Source organism: Leifsonia sp. RCC_180 (assembly GCF_058138205.1).
On the sequence record NZ_CP200340.1, the window covers coordinates 3206909 to 3225516 of the forward strand.

An 18608-nucleotide genomic window follows, 5' to 3' on the forward strand; every position below is an offset into this window, starting at 1 on the left:
AGAATCGTGCTTCCCACCCTGTCCGACCTCGTCGCCCCTGCAGGCGTGAGCTCCCGATCCATCAACGCGGAGAACCCGACCGGCGAGCCCGGCAGCGCCGCGGCGGCGAGCTCCCACCTCGGCCCCGGCCGGAAGGGCAGCGCATACCTCCCCCTGCCGGCAGGCGGGAGTCTGACCTTGGCCGACATCGAGGGGCCCGGAGTGATCCGCCACATCTGGATCACCGTCCCCGACCGCACCGAGGGCGGGCCGTTCGTGCTGCGGGACCTGGTGCTGCGGATGTACTGGGATGACGAAGAGAAGCCGTCGGTGGAAGCGCCGCTCGGCGACTTCTTCTGCAACGGCTTCGCTGCCCGCGCACTCGTGACCTCCGAGCCGATCGTGGTCGCGCCGACCGGCGGGATGAACTCGTACATCCCCATGCCGTTCGGCCGCAGAGCCCGCATCGTGCTCGACAGCGAGCACCCGGCATCCATCGACCACGTGTTCTTCCAGATCGACTACACCGTCGGCGACGACGTGCCGGCGGACACCGCGTACTTCCACGCCCAGTGGCGCCGCTCGAACGCGACGACGGCGCTGGGCGAGGACCACGTCATCCTGGACGGTGTCACCGGCCGCGGCCGCTACCTCGGCACGTACATCGGAGTGGCTGCGCTCTCGCGGTACTGGTGGGGCGAGGGCGAGGTGAAGTTCTTCGTCGACGGGGACACCGACCTGCCGACCCTCTGCAGCACAGGGCTGGAGGACTACGCCGGCGGAGCCTGGGCGTTCCAGGACGACCTGCGGAAGGACCCGGAGCCGGTTCCACTCACGTTCAGCGCTCCGTACTGCGGGTACCCGTACTTCAGCACTCGGGACGAGACCAGGGCCGCGACGTTCATCCAGTCGACCGCTCCCATGCACGCGGTGTATCGCTGGCACCTGCCCGACCCGGTCTGGTTCGAGAGAGACTTCCGCGCCACCCTCCAGCAGATCGGGGTCTGGGACAAGGGCCTCTTCGAGCGCACGGACGACGTGTTCTCGGTGGCCTACTGGTACCAGACGGAGCCGCACACCGCGTTCCCTGTGCTGCCCGACGCCGCGGGGCGCATTCCCCGTTAGGGCACCCTAGTCATCCGCGCGGTCGGGCCGCCATGGAGTGCTTGCGTGGGCGAGCCACACCTGTTGCGGGTCGAGCGCGCGGATGAGCCGCTGGCCGTCCGTCTCGGGATCGTCGAGCTGACCGAACCACACCGCCGTGTCGCCGGCGATGACGATCGGGCGGTCGTCGGTCTCGATGACGACGATCTGCGAACCGCGGGTGTGGCCCGGCGCGGGAACCAGGCGGATGCCCGGGAGCAGCTCGAATTCACCGTCGACGGGCTCGTAGGTCATGCCGGGCGCATCCACCCACTCGAGGATCGTGTAGTCGTCCAGCGTTCTGGCGTCCTCGAGTTCCTGGCGCTGCACGTACACCGGACGGCCGGCGAACAGGTGATTGCCGCCGCAGTGGTCGAAATGCAGGTGGGTGTTGACGACCGCGGCGATGCTGTCGAGGTCGAGCTCGTCGTGCTCCGTCAGCGGCTCGAGGAGCGGATCCATGTCGGCCACAGCGGGGTGGAGGGTCGTCATCCCCGTGTCGACCAGGATGCGGCCATCCGGATGGTCGATGACGTGGACGAGGACGGGCAACCGCTCCTCGCCCGCGAGAAGGCTGGCAACCTGTACGGGCGTCACGATCATGGGGACACTGTACCGACGCGCGGCACGGCGCGGTCAGGTCCGATCCGCGACCGAATCCCGCCGGATGATCGGCATGGCAACGAGATGGCGACCGCCGTCGGTCGTCCCCGCCAGGGCCAGCTCCATCGCTTTGCGGCCGATCTCCTCGTAGGGCAGCCGCGCGGTGGTCAGTTGCGGTCGGAGGTAGGTGGAGATCTCGTCATCATCGAATGAGGCGATAGAGACGTCGTCGGGGATCCGGACGCCGGCCTCCTGCAGCGCCTGGTACGCCCCGAAGGACACGTTGTCGGTCAGGCAGACCAGCGCCGTGAATCGTGCTCCGGACGCGAGAGCCCGCTTAGTCGCCTGGTAGCCCTCCTCCGGCGACCAGAAGTCGAACGCCTCCTCGTGCGCCCAGGCCAGGCCGTTCTCCGCCATGACGCCGTCGAGGCCCGCGAAGCGGTCGGAAATCGTGACGGACACCTCCGGCGGCAGGTCGGCTTCGAAACGTCGCCCGATCAGGCCGATCTCGGTGTGCCCCGCGTCGATCAGCAGCTGCGCGATCGCCGCGCCGGCCGTCCTCTCGTCGGGGAGGACGACGGGATGGTCTACCGCCGCCGTGGCGTTCGCCAGGACGACGGGAAGGTTGTCGGGCAGGGCCGGCAGCTCGACCTGCCGAGCAGCCATGGAGCCGAAGACGAGGCCTGCGACCCGCCGATCCTGCATCGCGTCGAGCACTCCGTTGAGTCTCTCGGGGTGGTGACCCGTCTCGGCGATGAGCACGGTGTGCTCCTTCTCCTCGGCGATGTCGAGCAGCCCGCGGATCATCGCGGAAGCGTAGCGGGTGAGAGTGACATCGTCGGAGACGAAGCCGATCGTCGGGGCGGTTCCGATCCGCAGAGCGCGAGCGGACGGGTCGGGACGGTAGTTCAGCCGCCGCGCGATCGAGCGGACCCGCTTCGCGGTCTCGGGAGACAGCCCGGTGCCCGGCCGGTCGTTGAGGATCATGCTGACGGCGGTCTTGGAGAGACCCGCCTCTGCGGCCACGTCGGCGATGGTCACGCGTTTCATCGCAGCCCTCCGCCCGGTCTCGTCCTCGATCGTCGTTGTTGCACGAACCCCATCATAGTGTTAGCGTCAGGCGAACTAAACGCATTTAGTGAACACCTAAATGCATTTAGTAATCCAGCGGTTCGCGTCGGTTCGCGTCCGGTGATCACATCCAATGGAGGATAGACAGTGAGAAACAGAACGCGCCGGGCGCTCATGGCCACGGCGATCGTGGCAGCCACTGCAGTGGTTTCGCTCACCGGCTGCGCCAAGGGCGGCGGCAGCGCGGGAGCGTCCAACGGCGACCTCGTCATGTGGACGCACAACGCCGGGAACAAGGCCGAACTCGCCGCCGTGCAAAAGGTCGTCGACGACTTCAACGCCAGCCAGTCGAAGTACACGGTCAAGGTCCAGGCGTTCCCCCAGGACTCCTACAACCAGTCCGTGACCGCGGCCGCGGCGTCGAAGAAGCTGCCGTGCATCCTCGACATCGACGCGCCGAACGTGCCGAACTGGGTCTGGGCCGGATACCTCTCGCCGCTCACGGGCCTCGACGCCCAGCTGAAGAACTTCCTGCCCTCGACGGTCGGCAAGTACAACGGCAAGACGTACTCCTACGGCTTCTACGACGTGGCGCTCAACCTCGTCACGAAGAAGAGCACGCTCGACTCGGTCGGCGCGCGCGTGCCGACGGTCGACAAGCCGTGGACGAAGCAGGAGTTCGACGACCTGCTCGCGAAGCTCAAGGCGTCGGGGAAGTTCAGCTACGCCGCCGACCTGATGACGGGCTCCACCGGTGAGTGGTGGCCCTACGCCTACTCGCCGCTCCTGCAGAGCTTCGGCGGCGACCTGATCGACCGCGACGGCTACAAGACCGCCGACGGTGCGCTCAACGGCAGCGATGCCGTCGCGTGGGCGAAATGGTTCCGCGGGCTCGTCTCCGACGGGTACATCGCCGCGAAGTCGGGCACCGACCCGGCGGCCGATTTCACCAACGGCAAGACCGGCATCCTGTACGACGGCAGTTGGGCCGCAGACACGCTGCGCCAGAAGTTCGGCGACGACGTGCTGTTCCTCCCGCCGGTGGACTTCGGCAACGGCGCGAAGATCGGCGGCGGTTCGTGGCAGTGGGGCGTCTCCAAGACCTGCTCGAACCAGGCCGGCGCCATGGCGTACATGAAGTTCGCGACCGGGGACAAGTACGTCGCCGGTGTCGCCAAGGCCGCCGGCACCATCCCGGCGACCGAGGGTGCAGCCGCGCTGGTGCCCGGGTACGGCGAAGGCGAGGCCAACGCCGTCTTCCGCGAGTACTCGCAGAAGTTCGCGGAGGTGCGCCCGGTGACGCCCGGGTATCCGTTCATCGCTACGACCTTCACGAAGGCAGCGCAGGACATCATCAACGGCGGCGACCCGAAGTCGACCCTCGACCAGGCGGTCAAGGACATCGACGCCAACCAGAAGTCGAACAACTACTTCAAGTGATGAGTCCGGGGCCGGGCCGAGCGCCCGGCCCCGGCATCACGAGGGATCTGCCATGACCACCATTGTCAAGCCGGATGTGCGCGTCGAGCGCGCCGTCCGCACCGCCCGCACGAGCGTCGCCGGCCGCCGGAAGGAAGCGTCCGTCGCTCTGGTGATGTTCGCCCCGGCCGCCGTTCTGATCGCGACCTTCCTGATCGTCCCGATCGGCCTCACCTTCGTCCTCGCCTTCACGAACGCCCGGCTGGTGTCTCCGGAGCCCGCGCAGTTCGTCGGGGTCGACAACTTCGTCAACCTGTTCACGGACGACACCTTCTGGGCGTCGTTGCGCAACACGATCATCTTCACGGTCGTGATCGTGCCGTTCCAGTCCGCCCTCGCTCTGGTGCTGGCGCTGCTCGTCAACACCCGGACGCGGGGCACCACGTTCTTCCGGACGGTGTACTTCCTTCCGGTCGTCACCTCGATCGTCGTGGTCTCCATGCTCTGGCTCTTCCTCTACCAGAAGGACGGCCTGATCAACGTCCTGCTGTCGAAGGCGGGCATCCAGGGTCCCGACTGGCTGGGCGACCCGCACTGGGCGCTGTTCGCGATCATCCTCATGTCGGCGTGGCAGGCGATGGGCTTCCACATGATCATCTGGCTGGCAGGGCTCCAGACCATCCCGGAGGAGCTGTACGAGGCGGCCGCCCTGGACGGCGCGACCCGCTGGCAGCAGTTCGCCAACATCACCTGGCCCGGACTGCGGCAGACCCGCACCTTCATCCTCATCACCATCACGATCGCGGCGTTCGGGCTGTTCTCGCAGGTCAACATCATGACCCAGGGCGGCCCGGTCAACTCGACCACGACCCTGGTCTTCCAGGCGGTGCGCAGCGGCTTCCAGCAGCAGCAGACGGGATACGCGTCGGCGATCTCCCTGGTGTTCTTCGTGCTGGTGCTCGTCGTCACGCTGATCCAGCGGTTCCTCACCCGAGACAAGGAGGCGAAGTGATGACCACCGACATCGCCCAGGCCGAGCGGGCCGCATCCACGACGGTCGTCCCGCCCGCCCAGAGGCGCCGGAAGCGCTCGCTGCGTGGCGTGCTGCTACTCGTCCTCAAGATCGCATTGGCGCTGGTCTTCGGCCTGCCGCTGGTCTTCATGATCGTGTCGAGCTTCAAGCCCGACACGCAGATCTTCGGAGACCTGGATGGCATCCAGGCGTTTCTCCCGGTCGGCGACCTGAGCTTCCACAACTACTTCGGAGTCTTCGACCGCGTGCCGTTCGCCCAGTTCCTGCTGAACTCGGTCATCATCTCCGTGACCACGGTCGTGCTCGGCATCGTGGTGAATTCGATGGCCGCCTTCGCCCTGTCGCGGATGCGGATGCCGGGCCGCAAGTGGGCGCTCGGCGTCGTGCTCGCGACGCTCATCGTCCCGTTCGAGGTGATGGCGCTGCCGCTGCTCTGGGAGGTCAACCAGCTCCCGTACTTCGACGGATCGCAGATCGTGCAGGGCTGGCTCGACACGTACACCGTGCAGATCGTGCCGTTCATCGCGAACGCGTTCTCGATCTTCCTCTTCTATCAGTACTTCGACTCCATCCCGAGAGAACTGGATGAGGCGGCGCGTGTGGACGGTGCCGGCTGGTTCCGGATCTACCGTACGATCATCATGCCGCTGGCCGGGCCCGCGGTCGCGACCGTCGCCATCCTGACCTTCCTCCCCGCCTGGAACCAGTACCTGTGGCCGCTCATGGTCACCCAGAGCGAGGCGGTGCGCCCGGCGATGGTCGGCATCGACTACTTCAAGCAGCTCAACACCTCGTGGGGCCAGATCATGGCGTACGCGACCATCATCACCATCCCTGTACTGGCGCTCTTCGTCGCCTTCCAGCGCTCGTTCGTCAACTCCATCGCCTCGCAAGGGCTGAAAGGCTGATCCATGTTCACACTCCCCGACAGCTACGTCTGGGACTTCTGGCTCGCAGACGACGGCGACCAGTACCACCTCTTCTTCCTCTACGCCTCGAAGGCGCTTCAGGACCCGAACGCGCGACACCACCGCGCATCGGTCGGCCACGCGACCTCGACCGATCTGACGGATTGGACACGGATCGAGGATGCGCTGGTGCGGAGCGACGCGCCGGCCTTCGACGATCTGGCCACCTGGACGGGCAGTATCGTGCGTGCCGACGACGGAACCTGGCACATGTTCTACACCGGCGCCACGCTGACGGCGCTCGGGAACGTCCAGAGCGTCGGGTCGGCCACCTCGGACGACCTCATCACGTGGCGCAAGAGCGCCGCGAATCCGCTGGTCGAAGCGGACGCACGCTGGTACGAGTTGATCACGGACGGGAACTGGCACGACGAGGCCTTCCGAGACCCGTTCGTCTTCCGGGAGAAGGACGGCACGTGGCGGATGCTGATCACCGCACGCGCCAACACCGGACCCGCCGACGATCGCGGCGTGATCGGGACCGCGACCTCGACCGACCTCGAGACCTGGACCCTGCAGCCTCCGCTGAGCGCGCCGGGCGCGGGATTCGGCCAGCTGGAGGTGCTCAACACGGCCACGATCGACGGCGAATCGGTGCTGTTCTTCTCCTGCCTGGCCCCCGATCTTGCGGAGAGCAGGCGGGCCTCTGGGACCACCGGCGGTGTCTGGGCCGTCGTCGCGGGCTCCGACGGGACCTGGGACCCGCGGGAGGCGCAGCAGCTCACCGATGACGACCTCTACGTGGGCCGCGTGATCCACGACCGGGCACAGGGTCGTCCGGTGTTCCTGGCATTCCGGAACAACGCGCCGTCCGGGGAGTGGCTGGGCGGCATCACCGACCCGCAGCCGATCGGGGTCGTGGGCGGTCGTGTCGTGACCGGAGAGGACGCGCTCGCCACGGTCGCCGGCTGAACCGCCGCGTCCTCCGCAGGGATGACATCACGACCGTCCTGCGAACGACACGGTCTCGACGGGCGAGGGACGACCCTGTCGCCGGGATGCCGAAGCCTGGAGGCATGCACATCTCGAGCGCCCGACCGGCCATTACGGGCGCGTTGGCCGAATGACGGATCCGCCCTCCCAGCTCCTGGTCCACGATGACGCGATCCGGGCGAACACGGCGTACTTCGCGGGCCTCACCGACGGCCGGGTCATGGCCGTGCTCAAGGCGGACGCGTTCGGGCACGGCGCCGTGGCCCGTTCGATCCTGGACTCCGGCGCGTCCTCCATCGGCGTCACCTCGGTCGCCGAGGCACTCGACCTCCGGGTCTCGGGTGTCCGCGCGCCGATCCTGAGCTGGCTCAATCCGGTCGACGCCGACTTCGAGTCCGCCGTCGTCGCCGACATCGACGTCGCCGTGTCGAGTACTCAGCTGCTCATCGCTGTCAGCCGGGCGGCTGCACACGCGGGCGTGCGCGCCCGCGTTCATCTGCACATCGACATCGGTATGGGACGGGACGGCTGCCCTGCCGAGGAGTGGTCGGCTCTCTGCGCGATCGCCTCCGAACTGCAGCGGCTGGGTTCGGTGCACGTGGTCGGCGTGATGGGTCATATGTCGTGCGCCGACCGGCCGGAGCACCCGCAGAACCAGCGCGAGCGTCTGGTCTTCGCCAACGCTGTGCGGACCGCGCGACGCCGCGGCCTGGCGCCCTCCGTTACGCACCTCGCCGCGACCGCCGCGACCGTGACCGGCGTCGGGCGGGGCTTCGACCTGCACCGTATCGGCGCGGGACTGTACGGCATCGATCCGTCGGGGGTGTCCGACCGGCTCCGGCCGGCCCTGTCGCTCACCACCCGCGTCGTGACATCCCGCGAGGCCCGGGCGGGAACCGGCGTGGGCTACGGTCTCGACTTCGTCGCGGAACGCGGCACGAACCTCGCTCTGCTTCCGATCGGCTACGGCGACGGGCTGCCCCGGTCGGCTTCCGGGCGCGCCGAGGTGCTCGTCCGCGGCCGTCGCCGTCCGCTCGTCGGGCGCTTCTCGATGGACATGGTGGTCGCCGACACCGGGGACGACCGCATCCCGCCGGGCGAGACGGTGACCGTGTTCGGCCCGGGTGCGGAAGGGGAGCCGACTACGGCCGAGTGGGCGCGCTGGGCCGACACCATCGAGCACGAGATCGTGACCCGGATCGGAACGCGCGTCGCCCGTATCCACCGCACGACGACATCCCCGACCAGTCCTCAGGAGGCAATGCATGCATAACCAGCCCGTACAGCGAGTGGCGGTGATCGGCGGGGGAGCGAACGACGAGCACGACGTGTCCGTCGCGTCTGCGGCCGCGGTCACGCGCGCCGTCCGGTCCCTTGACCTCGAAGCCGTCGCGCTTACGATCGATCGGGCCGGCGGATGGCACCACGGCGACGACCAGGCCCTGTCACCCGGTGAGGCGGTCGCCCTCCTCACGACGTGCGACGTCGCCTTCCCGGTGCTGCACGGTGTCAACGGCGAGGACGGCTCCATCGCCGGTCTCCTGGGCCTGACCGGGGTGCCCTTCGTGGGCTCGCCGGTCCGGGCGGGAGCCCTCGGCATGGACAAGTGGGTCACAAAACTCGTCGCAGCGGCCCTCGGCGTGCACACCGCTCCGGGAACGCTCGTTCGTCACCCGGCGGATGCCGCCTCGATCGAGGGGGAACCGCCCTACGTGGTCAAGCCGACGACGGGAGGGTCGAGCATCGGGGTCTCGGTAGTCCGGAACGTCTCCGAGTTGGGGGCGGCCATCGACCACGCCCGCCGGGCGGGCGGCATCCCGCTCGTCGAGGCCTTCGTCCGCGGACGCGAGGTCGACATCGCGTTGTTCCGCGACCGCGATGGCGAACTCCGGGCGGGCGCGACACTCGAGATCGGGGTCGCAGACGGCGGGGTGTTCGACCGCGCTCAGAAATACGACGGGACGGCCGCCTTCACCGTGCCCGCGCACCTCACCGACCACGAGGCGGCGGCGATCGACTCCGCGGCACGTGCTCTCTACGAAGCGCTGGGATGCGCCGGAGTCGCGCGCTTCGACTTCTTCGTCACCCCAGGCGGCGTGGTTCTCAACGAGGTGAATACGACCCCGGGGTTCACGGAGCACTCCCAAGTGCCCCGCATGTACGCGGCGACGGGGATGGGCTACGTGGAGCTGGTCGCCGCGCTGCTCGACGCCGCGATCGCATCCACCGACGCCGTGTCCGCGCCGAGTCCGGTGATGCTGTGACCGCCGCGCCGGGCGATACGACAAGCGCTACGGGCCGAGAAGCGTGGGGGGACGCCCTCAAAGGGGTACTCATCGTGCTCGTGGTGCTGTGGCACGTCATCATGAAGAGCTACCTGCAGCTCGACTGGCAACTCGGCGTTCCCATCCCTGGCGGCTGGGGACTCGTCGGCGACGCTAGCTGGCCGTTCTTGATGCCGCTCTTCCTGTTGGTCTCCGGCTATTTCGCCGCGAACGCCCTCGCTCGCCCCTGGACCCAGGTGCTCCGGCCCCGCGTCGTCCGATTCCTGTACCTCTACCTGCTGTGGTCGCTCGTCCACATGGTGGCGCTGTGGGCGTTCCCCGACTTCCCGACGCTGGTACCGCGCAGCGTGTCGCAGTTCGTCGAATCCGTCACGATCAGCCCGCCGGACACCTGGTACCTGTACGCTCTGGCCCTCTACTTCGTCCTGGCCAAGGCGCTTTCCCGCCTGCCCAGATGGCTCCTGCTCAGCCTCGCCGCAGCCCTGTCGGTCGCGGTCTCCGCCGGGTACGTCGAGATCGTGAGCAACCGGGGTTCGCTGCTCTACAACTTCACGTTCTTCCTCCTCGGGGTTTTTTTCGCCCGCCAGCTGCGTGGCCTGCTCGCGCGGATCACGCCGTGGTGGGCCCTGCTGGCCCTGCTGGTCTACGTGGTCGGATTCGCGGGGATGCGGCTCACCGGAACCGAGGAGACGCCGGGCGTCTGGCCGCTGGTATCGGTGCTGGGCTGCGCGATGGGACTGGCGGTGGCGACACAGCTTGCACGGATCCGCGGCCTCGGCCCGGGGCTCGCTTGGTTGGGCCGGCGCACCCTGCCGATCTACCTGCTCCACATGCCGCTGCTCGCCCTCATTGACCTCCCGTTGTCCGACCTGCTCGCCACGGCGCGACCCGGCGTGGCGCTCGCCGCGGCGGTCCTTCTCCCGATCGCGACCACGGCGCTGCTGGTCGCGGTGTGCGTGCTGCTCAACCGGCTCCTGGTCCGGGATGGGCTGACCTGGCTCTTCGACCTGCCGCGGCGGCGGATCCGGACGCCCGAGACGGCCCCGGTCGGCGTGGCATCCCCGGTCGGCGGGGAGTTCTGATGCGCGGCGTACCCTGGCGGACGGCCGCTGCGGTGATCCTGCTGGTCGCCTGCGGGGTCGTCGCGACCCGCGCCACCGCCATCCCGGGATGCGGAGCCGACACCCCGAGCGTTCCCGCCGGCCATCCCGGCGAAATCAGCGTCGGCGCCACCGGCGACCTGCTGATCCACGACGTCGGGCACGGCGTGCAGAAGGACGATGGGGCCGGATACTTCGACGCCGTCCGGCCGTGGTTCGCCCAAGATCTCGTGACGGGCAACCTCGAGCAGGTGATCTCAGAGGACACCGGGTACGACAAGTGCGGTTCCGATTCGGACTGCCTGGCATTCCGCAGCGAACCGTCCACTGCGCGATACTTCGCCGGCTTCGACCTCCTCAACATGGCGAACAACCACACCGGCGACTTCGGCGACGACGGCTACGCGAACACGCGGGCGAACCTCGCGGCGAACGGTATCCGTGCGGTCGGCCGCCGGGACGAGATCGTCTGTACCCGAATCGGCGGCACCACCGTCGCCATGGTCGGCTTCGCACCGTACCGCGGCACCAACCCGGTCACCGATCTCCGGCACGTCCGCCGCGTGGTGGCCGCGGCGGCCGCCTCCGCCGATGTCGTCGTCGTGCAGGCGCACATGGGCGCTGAGGGACCGGATGCGAGCGTCGTCGCCCCCGGGACGGAACGCATGTACGGGGAGAACCGGGGCGATGTCCTGGCGTTCTCGCACGCCGCGGTCGACGCCGGCGCCGATATCGTCCTCGGCCACGGCCCGCACACGCTGCGCGGGGCCGAGTTCTACCGCGGACGGCTCATCGCGTACAGTCTCGGCAACTTCGGAGGGGGTGGGGTCTTCGGGGCCGAGCCGGAGACGCGGTACGGCGTCTACCTCGACGTCACCCTGGACTCGCGCGGACGATTCGTGAGCGGCCGGATGCGCTCGGTGCACTTCGAGCACTCGACGGGCGTCCCGCAACCGGACCCGCAGAACCGGGCAGCACAGCTGGTGGACGACTTCGGCCGGCGCGACCTCCCGAAGACTGCGCCGACGATCGCCGAGGACGGCACGATCGCGCCGCCGAGGCTGTAGCCGTCGGTCCGCAACCACTGTGGCGCCGCGCACGCTCAGGCGATGCCGCCGTTGACATAGAGGACCTGGCCGTTGACCCACCTCGCGGGCCCGGCCAAGTAGCTGACGGTCTCAGCGATGTCGACAGGGGTGCCGAGCCGCTCGAGGGGCGCCAGCTTGGCGAGTCCCTCGACCGTCTGCTCGTCCTTCCCGTCGAGGAACAGGTCGGTCGCGGTCGGTCCGGGCGCGACGACGTTGACGGTGATGTCCTTGCCCCGGAGCTCGCGAGCCAGGATGAGCGTCATCGCGTTCACTGCTCCCTTGCTCGCGGCGTAACCGGCATACGAAGGGAACTGCAGACGCACCACGGAGCTGGAGAAGTTGACGATGGCCCCGCCACGGCGCACGCGGCGGGCCGCCTGCTGGGTCACCACGAACGCGCCGCGGATGTTGATCCGGTGCATCCTGTCCAGGTCGTCCAGGTCGAGGTCGGCGAGCGGGGCGAGCACCATGATGCCGGCGGTGTTCACCACGACGTCCACACCGCCGAATTCGCCCTCCACCGTGTCGAAGAGAGCCGACATCGCCGCCTCATCGGCGATATCCGCGCGCAGCACCAGACCGCGACCGCCCTCGGCTTCGATGTCCTCGAGGACGCCCCGCGCGCGGGTCTCGTTGCCGGAGTAGTGGACCGCGACGGCCATGCCATCCCGTGCCAGCCGGCGGGCGACGGCGCCGCCGATGCCGCCCGATCCACCCGTGACGATCGCTGCACGGGTCACGTTGTCGCTCATGCTCTGTTTCCTTTCCGGTGGGGGATGATCTCGCTCACTCCGGCCAGTCGGACCCTTCGATGACCTCGACGAAGTCGGTGCGGCTGAAGCCGGGCAGGAAGTGCTCCAAGACATCCGCGTTGACGGTCCCGAAGGTGCTCTCCGGCCGGTGGGCGAAGCCGTCGGTGAAGGCGGCGAGGATGCGTTCCTTGAAACGCGGCCGCGGATGCGCCCGGACCACCTCGTCGATCTCCTCCCGGGTGAGCGCGTCCAGGCGCATCCCGAGCACGTCTGTCTCGACCCCGGCGGTGGTGCCGGCGATGAGCGGGTGCATCCGCCATGGGACCTCGGGTGTGGTGTGCAGGGCGATGGCCGTCCACACCAGTTCGCTGTCTGCCGCGCTGAACCCGTGCGTGGTCAGGAACGCCCGGGCCTGGTCGGCGCCGTCCAGCTCGAAGCGCTGGTCGTCGCCGCGGTACGGAGGTACGAGGCCCAGATCGTGGAAGAGGGCCGCCACGTACAGGAGTTCGGGGTCGGGGGTCAGCCCGGCGCGTTGCGCTTGGAGCGTACCGAACAGGAACACCCGCCGGGAGTGGTGGAAGATCAGCTCGGGGGTGGTGGTGCGGACGAGGTCGGTGGCCTCGGCGACCAGGTCGCTGTCAGGGATGCGGACTCCAGCGATCGTGTCGGTCGTCACGAAATGTCTCCTCAGGGTGGGGCAGCGGGCTGCGAGAATGTGCAATACGTCCAGGGTCGCCGGACCGCCGCCTCATGGCCCCTCGTGATCGGCCACGATTCCCACGATTCGGGACACGACCAAGAAGAGGTGCGGCGATGACGTCCTCCCCGGTGCACAGGGTGGGAGTGCTCGTCTTCGACGGCGTGAAGATGCTCGACGTCGCGGGCCCGGCGGAGGTCTTCGCCGAGGCGAACCTCTCGCAGGGCCGGTATCGGATCTCCATGATCTCCCCGGACGGAGCCGACGTTGCCACCTCCATCGGGATGAGCATCCCCGTCGATGCGTCCGGCGACGACAGCGCGCGCTACGACACGGTGCTCGTCGCGGGAGGCGAACTCTTCCCGTCGGCACCCGTCTCGACACAACTCCGGGATGCGGCGCTGCGTCTGGCCGATCGGAGCGACCGCATCGCCTCCGTCTGCACCGGCGCTTTCGTGCTCGGCGCTGCCGGTCTGCTCGACGGTAAACGCGCGACCACGCATTGGAAGCACACGGCGGAGCTCGCACGCCGCCACCCGCTCGCGACCGTTCAGCCGGACGCCATCTACGTTAAGGACGGCCGCACCTACTCGTCTGCAGGTGTCACCGCCGGCATCGACTTGGCGCTGGCACTCCTGGAGGAGGATCACGGGCAGGAGATCACCCGAGCGGTCGCGCGCTCGCTGGTGGTGTACATGCGCCGGGCGGGCGGGCAGTCGCAGTTCTCGGCACCGCTCCTAGGCCCCGGCCCGCGGACTCCCGTGCTGCACCTGGTCGTCGCCGCCATCCGCTCGGACCCGACGGCCGAATACACCGTCGCTTCGCTCGCCGAACGCGCACGGGTGAGTCCGCGTCAGCTCACCCGGCTGTTCCACGAGGAGCTGGATTCCACCCCGGCCAAGTACGTGGAGCTGGTCCGGTTCGAACTCGCCAAGGCGTACCTCGACGCGGGTCACAGCGTCACGTTGGCGGCCGAGCTATCCGGATTCGGCAGTTCGGAGGCACTGCGACGCGCCTTTATCGCCCGGCTCAAGATCCCGCCCAGCCGCTACCAGCACCGCTTCAGTACGACGGCGCCCGCGACGGAGGCCCGGCGCCGCCCGCGGCCCTGAGGCTGCGATGATTTCGCGCTAGCCCGCCACCCGATTCGTCGTACCAGGCGTCACACGGCGATCCGGCCGCCGTCGACCGGCAGGACGGCGCCATGGATGTTCTGTGCCGCATCCGAGGCGAGGAACACGATCGCATCCGCGACATCGGCTGCCTGGCCCGGCCGTCCGGCCGGAGTGGTAGCGGCCAGCTGGTCGAGGCCCTCGCCCATGGCGGCGGTGCCCTCGGTGCGGGTCGGGCCGGGGCTCACGGCGTTGACGCGCACGCCGCTCGGGCCGAACTCCGCAGCCCAGGCTTTGGTCAGCAACTGCAACGCCGCTTTGCTCGATCCGTAGAGGGCCATGCCGGACATCCCGAAGCTGGCTACCATCGTGGTCACATTCACGATCGCTCCGTTGCCGCGAGACGCCATCCCCGGGGCGAGGGCGGCGACCAGGAGGAAGGGCGCCTTGATGTTGACGGCGGCGACCGCGTCGATGTCGCTTTCCTGCGTCTCGGCGGTCGGCCCGAACGGGAAGATGCCCGCGTTGTTGACCAGCACGTCGATGCGTCCTCCGGCCAGCTCCAGGGCGCTATCGGCGAGGTGGCGCACGCTGTCCCCGTCGCGGAGGTCGGCCGCTACGAAGTCCGCTCGCCCACCCGCATCCCGGATCGCTGTTACCGTGCTTTCTCCGCGCTGCAGATCGCGTCCGCTGACGATGACGTGCGCCCCCGCCGCGGCGAGCTTCGCGGCCGTCTCGCGTCCTATTCCGCTGGTGGCCCCCGTGACCAGCGCCGTCCTACCTGCGTAGTCGTTCATGTCGATCCCTTCGATTGGAGTGAATACTGCAATCGTGGCCACGTAAAAATGGAGTAGCAACTACAAAACAGCTACGGTAATGGCATGGACAGACAAAGAGGTGCCGCCGACGGTGAGCGCACGTTCACGCCCAAGGGGCTCGCCACACGGCAGCGAATCGTCGAAACGGCGGCCCGGCTCATCGTCGAGCAGGGGCTGGAGGGCGCGACGCTGGAAGAGATCCAAGCGGCGGCCCACGTCAGCGCGTCCCAGCTTTACCACTACTTCACCGACAAGAACGCACTACTGCTCGCTGTCATCGACCACCAGACGCAGTCGGTGCTCGGACCGCATCGTGCTGTGCTGGAACGATTGGACAGTTTCACGGCACTCGCAGAATGGCGCGACATGGTGGTCGGGATGCTCGACGCCCAGAACTGCATCGGGGGGTGCCCCCTCGGGTCGCTGGCGAGCGGCCTCGCGGAGTCGGACCCGATCGCGCGGGGTGCGCTGGCAGACTCGTTCGCCGAGTGGGAGCGGCTCCTCCGCGATGGCCTCTCCGCGATGCGAGACAGGGGCGAGCTTCGCGCCGATGCCGACGTGGAGGCGCTGGCGGTGAGCATCCTCGCCGGGCTCCAGGGTGGTCTGCTGCTCAGCCAGACCCGGCGGGACTCGAGCGCCGTCCGGATCGCAATCGACGCCTCCATCGCCTACCTCTCGACACTACGGCCGGCGAGCGACCGGTGACCGCGTTCGTCACCGAGACCTCGTCCTAGAGGGACCCGAAGAAGCGGCGGATGGCCTCCGCTGTGGGCTGCGGTTGCTCCGCTCCCATGAAATGTCCGCCGCTCTCCGGCACCTCGAACGCGCGGAGGTCGGTGACCGCCCGCTCCACCAGGGAGCGCGGGTAGCCGGCGAGGAAGGGTTCGCGGCTGAGCAGGATCCCGACCGGAGCGATGATGGGCGGCCGCGGTTCGTTGAAGGACCAGTCCGCGTACTGCTGGAAGGAGGTGCCGATGCTGCCGGTCACCCAGTAGAGCATGGCGACGCGGAACAGTTCGGCCGGGTCGATGACATCCAGGCCGCCGTCCGCCCAGTCGTCCCACTTGTCGGCGATCCACGCCAGGAGGCCGGCAGGGGAGTCTGCGAGGGCGGCGGCGATCGTATCCGGACGCGTGCCCATGATCTCGCTGTAGCCGCCATCCGATTCGTCGTACTCGGCGAGCGCGTCTAGGAACACCTTCTCCTCGGCTGTCTGCGGTGTCTCGTCAGCCGGGAACGGCGGGTGCAGCAACTGCAGCCCGATCACCGATTCGGGATGCGTCGCTCCGAGCCAGGTGGCGGCGCCTCCGCCGATGTCGCCTCCGAAGGCGCCGTACCGAGAGAAGCCGAGGACGTCTGTCATCAGTGCGTGGAGGTCCTCGGCGATCGCGACCCGGGTGAGCGGCCCCTCCGGAAGTTCTGAGAAGGCGAACCCGGGAAGGGACGGGATGACGATGTTGAAGGCGAGTTCGTCGGTGGCCTCCCGGGCGAGAGCGTCCGCGAGCGGAAGATACTCGGTGAACGCGCTGGGCCAGCCGTGCAGCAGGAGCAGAGGGACGACGGTGGCGGCAGGTCGGGTCGGTCGCACGCGGGCGAAGTGCAGACGGTGTCCGTGGACGTCGGCCGTGAACTGCTCGACGGAGTTGAGCCGCGCCTCCTCGGCCCGCCAGTCGAACCGCTGCCAGAGCTCGACCAGGGCGCGCAGGCGCTCGCCGCCGAGGCCGGCGGGACGTCCGATGCGGCCGACACTGGGCAGATAGCGGGTCCGCTCGAGTCTCTGCCGCAGGTCGGCGAGCACGTCGTCGGAGACCTGCACGCGGAACGGGGAAACGGTCACGCTGCTCCTTCCGCGCGAGTGGCGCGGGACGGTGTGGCGACGGGGTGGCGACGGTGGGGCGCAGAAAACGGGGAGACACCTCTCCCCGCATTTTCAATCTATAGCTCACTGGGGGGCTTGCCGCAAGACCCCGGCAGCGTGCAGAATGGCCGCCGTTGTCCTGACGGCATGCGCGCCGGATGGGCGACGACGTCAACCGCTACATAAGGAGACCGCTTGTCCGAGACCCGGACCACATCCAACTCGACACCCGCTCAGCACACCGATCACTCCGCTCGTAACCGCCTCGTCATCTCGCTTCTGCTGATCTCCGCCTTCGTGGTGATCCTCAACGAGACCGTCATGAACGTCGCTCTTCCCGACCTCATGAAGGATCTCGGCATCCAACCGAGCGTCGGCCAATGGCTGACCACCGCCTTCCTGTTGACCACGGCCGTGGTCATCCCGACCACCGGGTTCCTGCTGCAGCGACTGAAGACCCGGACCGTCTTCGTCGCCGCGATGGGCCTGTTCACGCTGGGTACCCTGATCTGCGCGAGCGCGCCCGGTTTCGGCCTCCTGGTCACCGGCCGAGTGGTGCAGGCCAGCGGCACAGCGATCATGATGCCGCTGCTGATGACGACGGTGATGACGCTGGTGCCGGCGTCCTCGCGGGGAAAGACGATGGGCAACATCTCCATCGTCATGTCGGTCGCGCCGGCCGTCGGCCCCACCGTCGCCGGCGCGATCCTGAATGTCGCCGGCTGGAGGTGGATCTTCCTGCTGGTGCTGCCGTTCGCCGTCGGCGCCCTGCTGCTGGGTGCCCTGCGCATCCCGAACGTGAACGAGCCGAGGAAGGTGCCGCTCGATGTGCTCTCGGTCATCCTGTCGGCGTTCGCGTTCGCCGGGCTGATCTACGGTTTCAGCAGCATCGCGGAGGCAGAACAGGGTCACTCCGGCATCCCGTTCTGGATTCCCATCGTGGGCGGGGCGCTCGCGCTCGGTGGATTCGTCTGGCGGCAGCTCGTCCTGCAGCGGGACGACAGGGCGCTGCTCGATCTGCGGGTGTTCCGTGCTCGCACTTTCACCCTGTCCGTCATCATGATGGGCATCGCGATGGCAGCGCTGTTCGGCACGCTCATCCTGCTGCCCCTCTATATGCAGACCGTTCTCGGCCTCGCTTCCCTCGCCAGTGGACTCGTGCTGCTGCCGGGGAGCCTGCTGATGGGGCTGCTGGGTCCTGTGGTCGGCCGGATCTACGACAAGCGGGGACCGTCGCCGCTCATCATCCCGGGAACCATGATCGTCAGCTCGGTGCTGTGGATCCTCACGACGGTGAATCACGCCACCCCGGTGGGGATGATCGTGCTGGTCCACGTGGGACTGTCCCTCGGTCTGGCGCTGACCTTCACCCCGTTGTTCACCTCCGCGCTCGGAGTGCTACCGCCCCGGCTCTACTCGTACGGGTCGGCGGTGATCGGGACGAACCAGCAGCTCGCCGGAGCGATCGGGACGGCGATCTTCATCACCATCCTCTCGGCGGTCGGCGCGAGCGCCGTCGCGGGTGGTGGGACGGCGACGGAGGGCGTCGAAGCGGGTGTGCGGGCGGCCTTCATCGCCGGGGCCTCGCTCTCGCTCCTGCTGGTCGTCGGCTCGTTCTTCGTGCGACGGCCTGCCGCGACGGCGGAGACGGAACGGGTGTAGGGATCGCTCGCGAGGGGTGAAGCTATGTCCTGAGTACGGGACATAGCTTCACCTCGGGCCGTGGAGATCCTTCCTTCGGATGACGAG

18 protein-coding genes are annotated in these 18608 nt (G+C 68.4%); 12 read left to right on the forward strand and 6 right to left on the reverse strand.

The genetic code is table 11. The features are described 5' to 3' along the window. Window positions 1-6: 6 nt before the first annotated feature. The gene (locus tag AB7E03_RS15850; RefSeq protein ID WP_489942298.1) at window positions 7-1104 is read left to right on the forward strand and encodes a glycoside hydrolase family 172 protein; all 1098 of its coding nucleotides are present in this window, start codon (window positions 7-9) and stop codon (window positions 1102-1104) included. Between the two features lie 6 nt (window positions 1105-1110). Here AB7E03_RS15850 and AB7E03_RS15855 read toward each other — a convergent pair whose 3' ends face one another. Together AB7E03_RS15855 and AB7E03_RS15860 are read right to left on the reverse strand one after the other, a co-directional pair. Next, window positions 1111-1725: an MBL fold metallo-hydrolase gene (locus AB7E03_RS15855; RefSeq protein ID WP_489942299.1), complete on the reverse strand. Its 615-nt coding sequence runs from the start codon at window positions 1723-1725 to the stop codon at window positions 1111-1113. A gap of 33 nt (window positions 1726-1758) precedes the next feature. Continuing rightward, entirely contained in the window at window positions 1759-2775 is a 1017-nt protein-coding gene (locus AB7E03_RS15860; protein WP_489942300.1) for a LacI family DNA-binding transcriptional regulator, read from the reverse strand. A 168-nt stretch (window positions 2776-2943) separates the two neighbouring features. Between AB7E03_RS15860 and AB7E03_RS15865 the strand changes: the two genes are divergently transcribed. From AB7E03_RS15865 to AB7E03_RS15900, 8 genes are all read left to right on the forward strand, one after another. Continuing rightward, window positions 2944-4236, forward strand: coding sequence for a sugar ABC transporter substrate-binding protein (locus AB7E03_RS15865; RefSeq protein WP_489942301.1), 1293 nt, complete (start codon window positions 2944-2946; stop codon window positions 4234-4236). 52 nt (window positions 4237-4288) lie between these two features. Then, on the forward strand, window positions 4289-5227 hold the full coding sequence (locus AB7E03_RS15870) for a carbohydrate ABC transporter permease (protein WP_489942302.1): 939 nt from the start codon (window positions 4289-4291) through the stop codon (window positions 5225-5227). Further along, on the forward strand, window positions 5227-6156 hold the full coding sequence (locus AB7E03_RS15875; RefSeq protein ID WP_489942303.1) for a carbohydrate ABC transporter permease: 930 nt from the start codon (window positions 5227-5229) through the stop codon (window positions 6154-6156). The genes AB7E03_RS15870 and AB7E03_RS15875 overlap by 1 nt, the downstream gene beginning before the upstream one ends. 3 nt (window positions 6157-6159) lie before the next feature. Next, window positions 6160-7128, forward strand: coding sequence for a glycosyl hydrolase family 32 (locus AB7E03_RS15880; protein WP_489942304.1), 969 nt, complete (start codon window positions 6160-6162; stop codon window positions 7126-7128). Window positions 7129-7279: 151 nt separating this feature from the next. Continuing rightward, window positions 7280-8422, forward strand: coding sequence for an alanine racemase (gene alr, locus AB7E03_RS15885; protein WP_489942305.1), 1143 nt, complete (start codon window positions 7280-7282; stop codon window positions 8420-8422). Continuing rightward, on the forward strand, window positions 8415-9413 hold the full coding sequence (locus AB7E03_RS15890) for a D-alanine--D-alanine ligase family protein (protein WP_489942306.1): 999 nt from the start codon (window positions 8415-8417) through the stop codon (window positions 9411-9413). Before alr ends, AB7E03_RS15890 begins: the two co-directional genes overlap by 8 nt. Then, window positions 9410-10516, forward strand: a complete 1107-nt coding sequence (locus AB7E03_RS15895) for an acyltransferase family protein (RefSeq protein ID WP_489942307.1) — start codon at window positions 9410-9412, stop codon at window positions 10514-10516. The genes AB7E03_RS15890 and AB7E03_RS15895 overlap by 4 nt, the downstream gene beginning before the upstream one ends. Continuing rightward, on the forward strand, window positions 10516-11601 hold the full coding sequence (locus AB7E03_RS15900; RefSeq protein ID WP_489942308.1) for a CapA family protein: 1086 nt from the start codon (window positions 10516-10518) through the stop codon (window positions 11599-11601). The genes AB7E03_RS15895 and AB7E03_RS15900 overlap by 1 nt, the downstream gene beginning before the upstream one ends. A 35-nt stretch (window positions 11602-11636) precedes the next feature. On the opposite strand, the gene AB7E03_RS15905 is transcribed toward AB7E03_RS15900, so the two are convergent. Both AB7E03_RS15905 and AB7E03_RS15910 read right to left on the reverse strand, forming a co-directional pair. Beyond that, window positions 11637-12374, reverse strand: a complete 738-nt coding sequence (locus tag AB7E03_RS15905; protein WP_489942309.1) for an SDR family oxidoreductase — start codon at window positions 12372-12374, stop codon at window positions 11637-11639. Between the two features lie 34 nt (window positions 12375-12408). Beyond that, complete coding sequence (locus tag AB7E03_RS15910) at window positions 12409-13050, reverse strand: HD domain-containing protein (RefSeq protein ID WP_489942310.1); 642 nt, start codon at window positions 13048-13050, stop codon at window positions 12409-12411. 137 nt (window positions 13051-13187) lie between these two features. Here AB7E03_RS15910 and AB7E03_RS15915 point away from each other — a divergent pair, with 137 nt between their 5' ends. Further along, window positions 13188-14183, forward strand: coding sequence for a GlxA family transcriptional regulator (locus AB7E03_RS15915; RefSeq protein WP_489942311.1), 996 nt, complete (start codon window positions 13188-13190; stop codon window positions 14181-14183). Between the two features lie 50 nt (window positions 14184-14233). Here AB7E03_RS15915 and AB7E03_RS15920 read toward each other — a convergent pair whose 3' ends face one another. Then, on the reverse strand, window positions 14234-14980 hold the full coding sequence (locus AB7E03_RS15920; RefSeq protein ID WP_489942312.1) for an SDR family NAD(P)-dependent oxidoreductase: 747 nt from the start codon (window positions 14978-14980) through the stop codon (window positions 14234-14236). 84 nt (window positions 14981-15064) lie between these two features. Between AB7E03_RS15920 and AB7E03_RS15925 the strand changes: the two genes are divergently transcribed. Continuing rightward, on the forward strand, window positions 15065-15706 hold the full coding sequence (locus tag AB7E03_RS15925; RefSeq protein WP_489942313.1) for a TetR/AcrR family transcriptional regulator: 642 nt from the start codon (window positions 15065-15067) through the stop codon (window positions 15704-15706). Between the two features lie 25 nt (window positions 15707-15731). On the opposite strand, the gene AB7E03_RS15930 is transcribed toward AB7E03_RS15925, so the two are convergent. Further along, a complete protein-coding gene (locus AB7E03_RS15930; protein ID WP_489942314.1) occupies window positions 15732-16838 on the reverse strand; it encodes an epoxide hydrolase family protein in 1107 nt (368 codons plus the stop codon). Between the two features lie 216 nt (window positions 16839-17054). On the opposite strand from AB7E03_RS15930, the gene AB7E03_RS15935 reads away from it, so the two are divergent. Continuing rightward, window positions 17055-18521: an MDR family MFS transporter gene (locus tag AB7E03_RS15935; RefSeq protein ID WP_489942315.1), complete on the forward strand. Its 1467-nt coding sequence runs from the start codon at window positions 17055-17057 to the stop codon at window positions 18519-18521. Window positions 18522-18608: the final 87 nt, after the last annotated feature.

Coding starts and splice junctions, on each gene's coding strand:
- AB7E03_RS15860 (WP_489942300.1), bottom strand. CDS start 2,775: ATGAAACGCGTGACCATCGCCGACGTGGCCGCAGAGGCGGGTCTCTCC.
- AB7E03_RS15855 (WP_489942299.1), bottom strand. CDS start 1,725: ATGATCGTGACGCCCGTACAGGTTGCCAGCCTTCTCGCGGGCGAGGAG.
- AB7E03_RS15900 (WP_489942308.1), top strand. CDS start 10,516: ATGCGCGGCGTACCCTGGCGGACGGCCGCTGCGGTGATCCTGCTGGTC.
- AB7E03_RS15880 (WP_489942304.1), top strand. CDS start 6,160: ATGTTCACACTCCCCGACAGCTACGTCTGGGACTTCTGGCTCGCAGAC.
- AB7E03_RS15925 (WP_489942313.1), top strand. CDS start 15,065: ATGGACAGACAAAGAGGTGCCGCCGACGGTGAGCGCACGTTCACGCCC.
- AB7E03_RS15915 (WP_489942311.1), top strand. CDS start 13,188: ATGACGTCCTCCCCGGTGCACAGGGTGGGAGTGCTCGTCTTCGACGGC.
- AB7E03_RS15905 (WP_489942309.1), bottom strand. CDS start 12,374: ATGAGCGACAACGTGACCCGTGCAGCGATCGTCACGGGTGGATCGGGC.
- AB7E03_RS15890 (WP_489942306.1), top strand. CDS start 8,415: ATGCATAACCAGCCCGTACAGCGAGTGGCGGTGATCGGCGGGGGAGCG.
- AB7E03_RS15875 (WP_489942303.1), top strand. CDS start 5,227: ATGACCACCGACATCGCCCAGGCCGAGCGGGCCGCATCCACGACGGTC.
- AB7E03_RS15870 (WP_489942302.1), top strand. CDS start 4,289: ATGACCACCATTGTCAAGCCGGATGTGCGCGTCGAGCGCGCCGTCCGC.
- AB7E03_RS15920 (WP_489942312.1), bottom strand. CDS start 14,980: ATGAACGACTACGCAGGTAGGACGGCGCTGGTCACGGGGGCCACCAGC.
- alr (WP_489942305.1), top strand. CDS start 7,280: ATGACGGATCCGCCCTCCCAGCTCCTGGTCCACGATGACGCGATCCGG.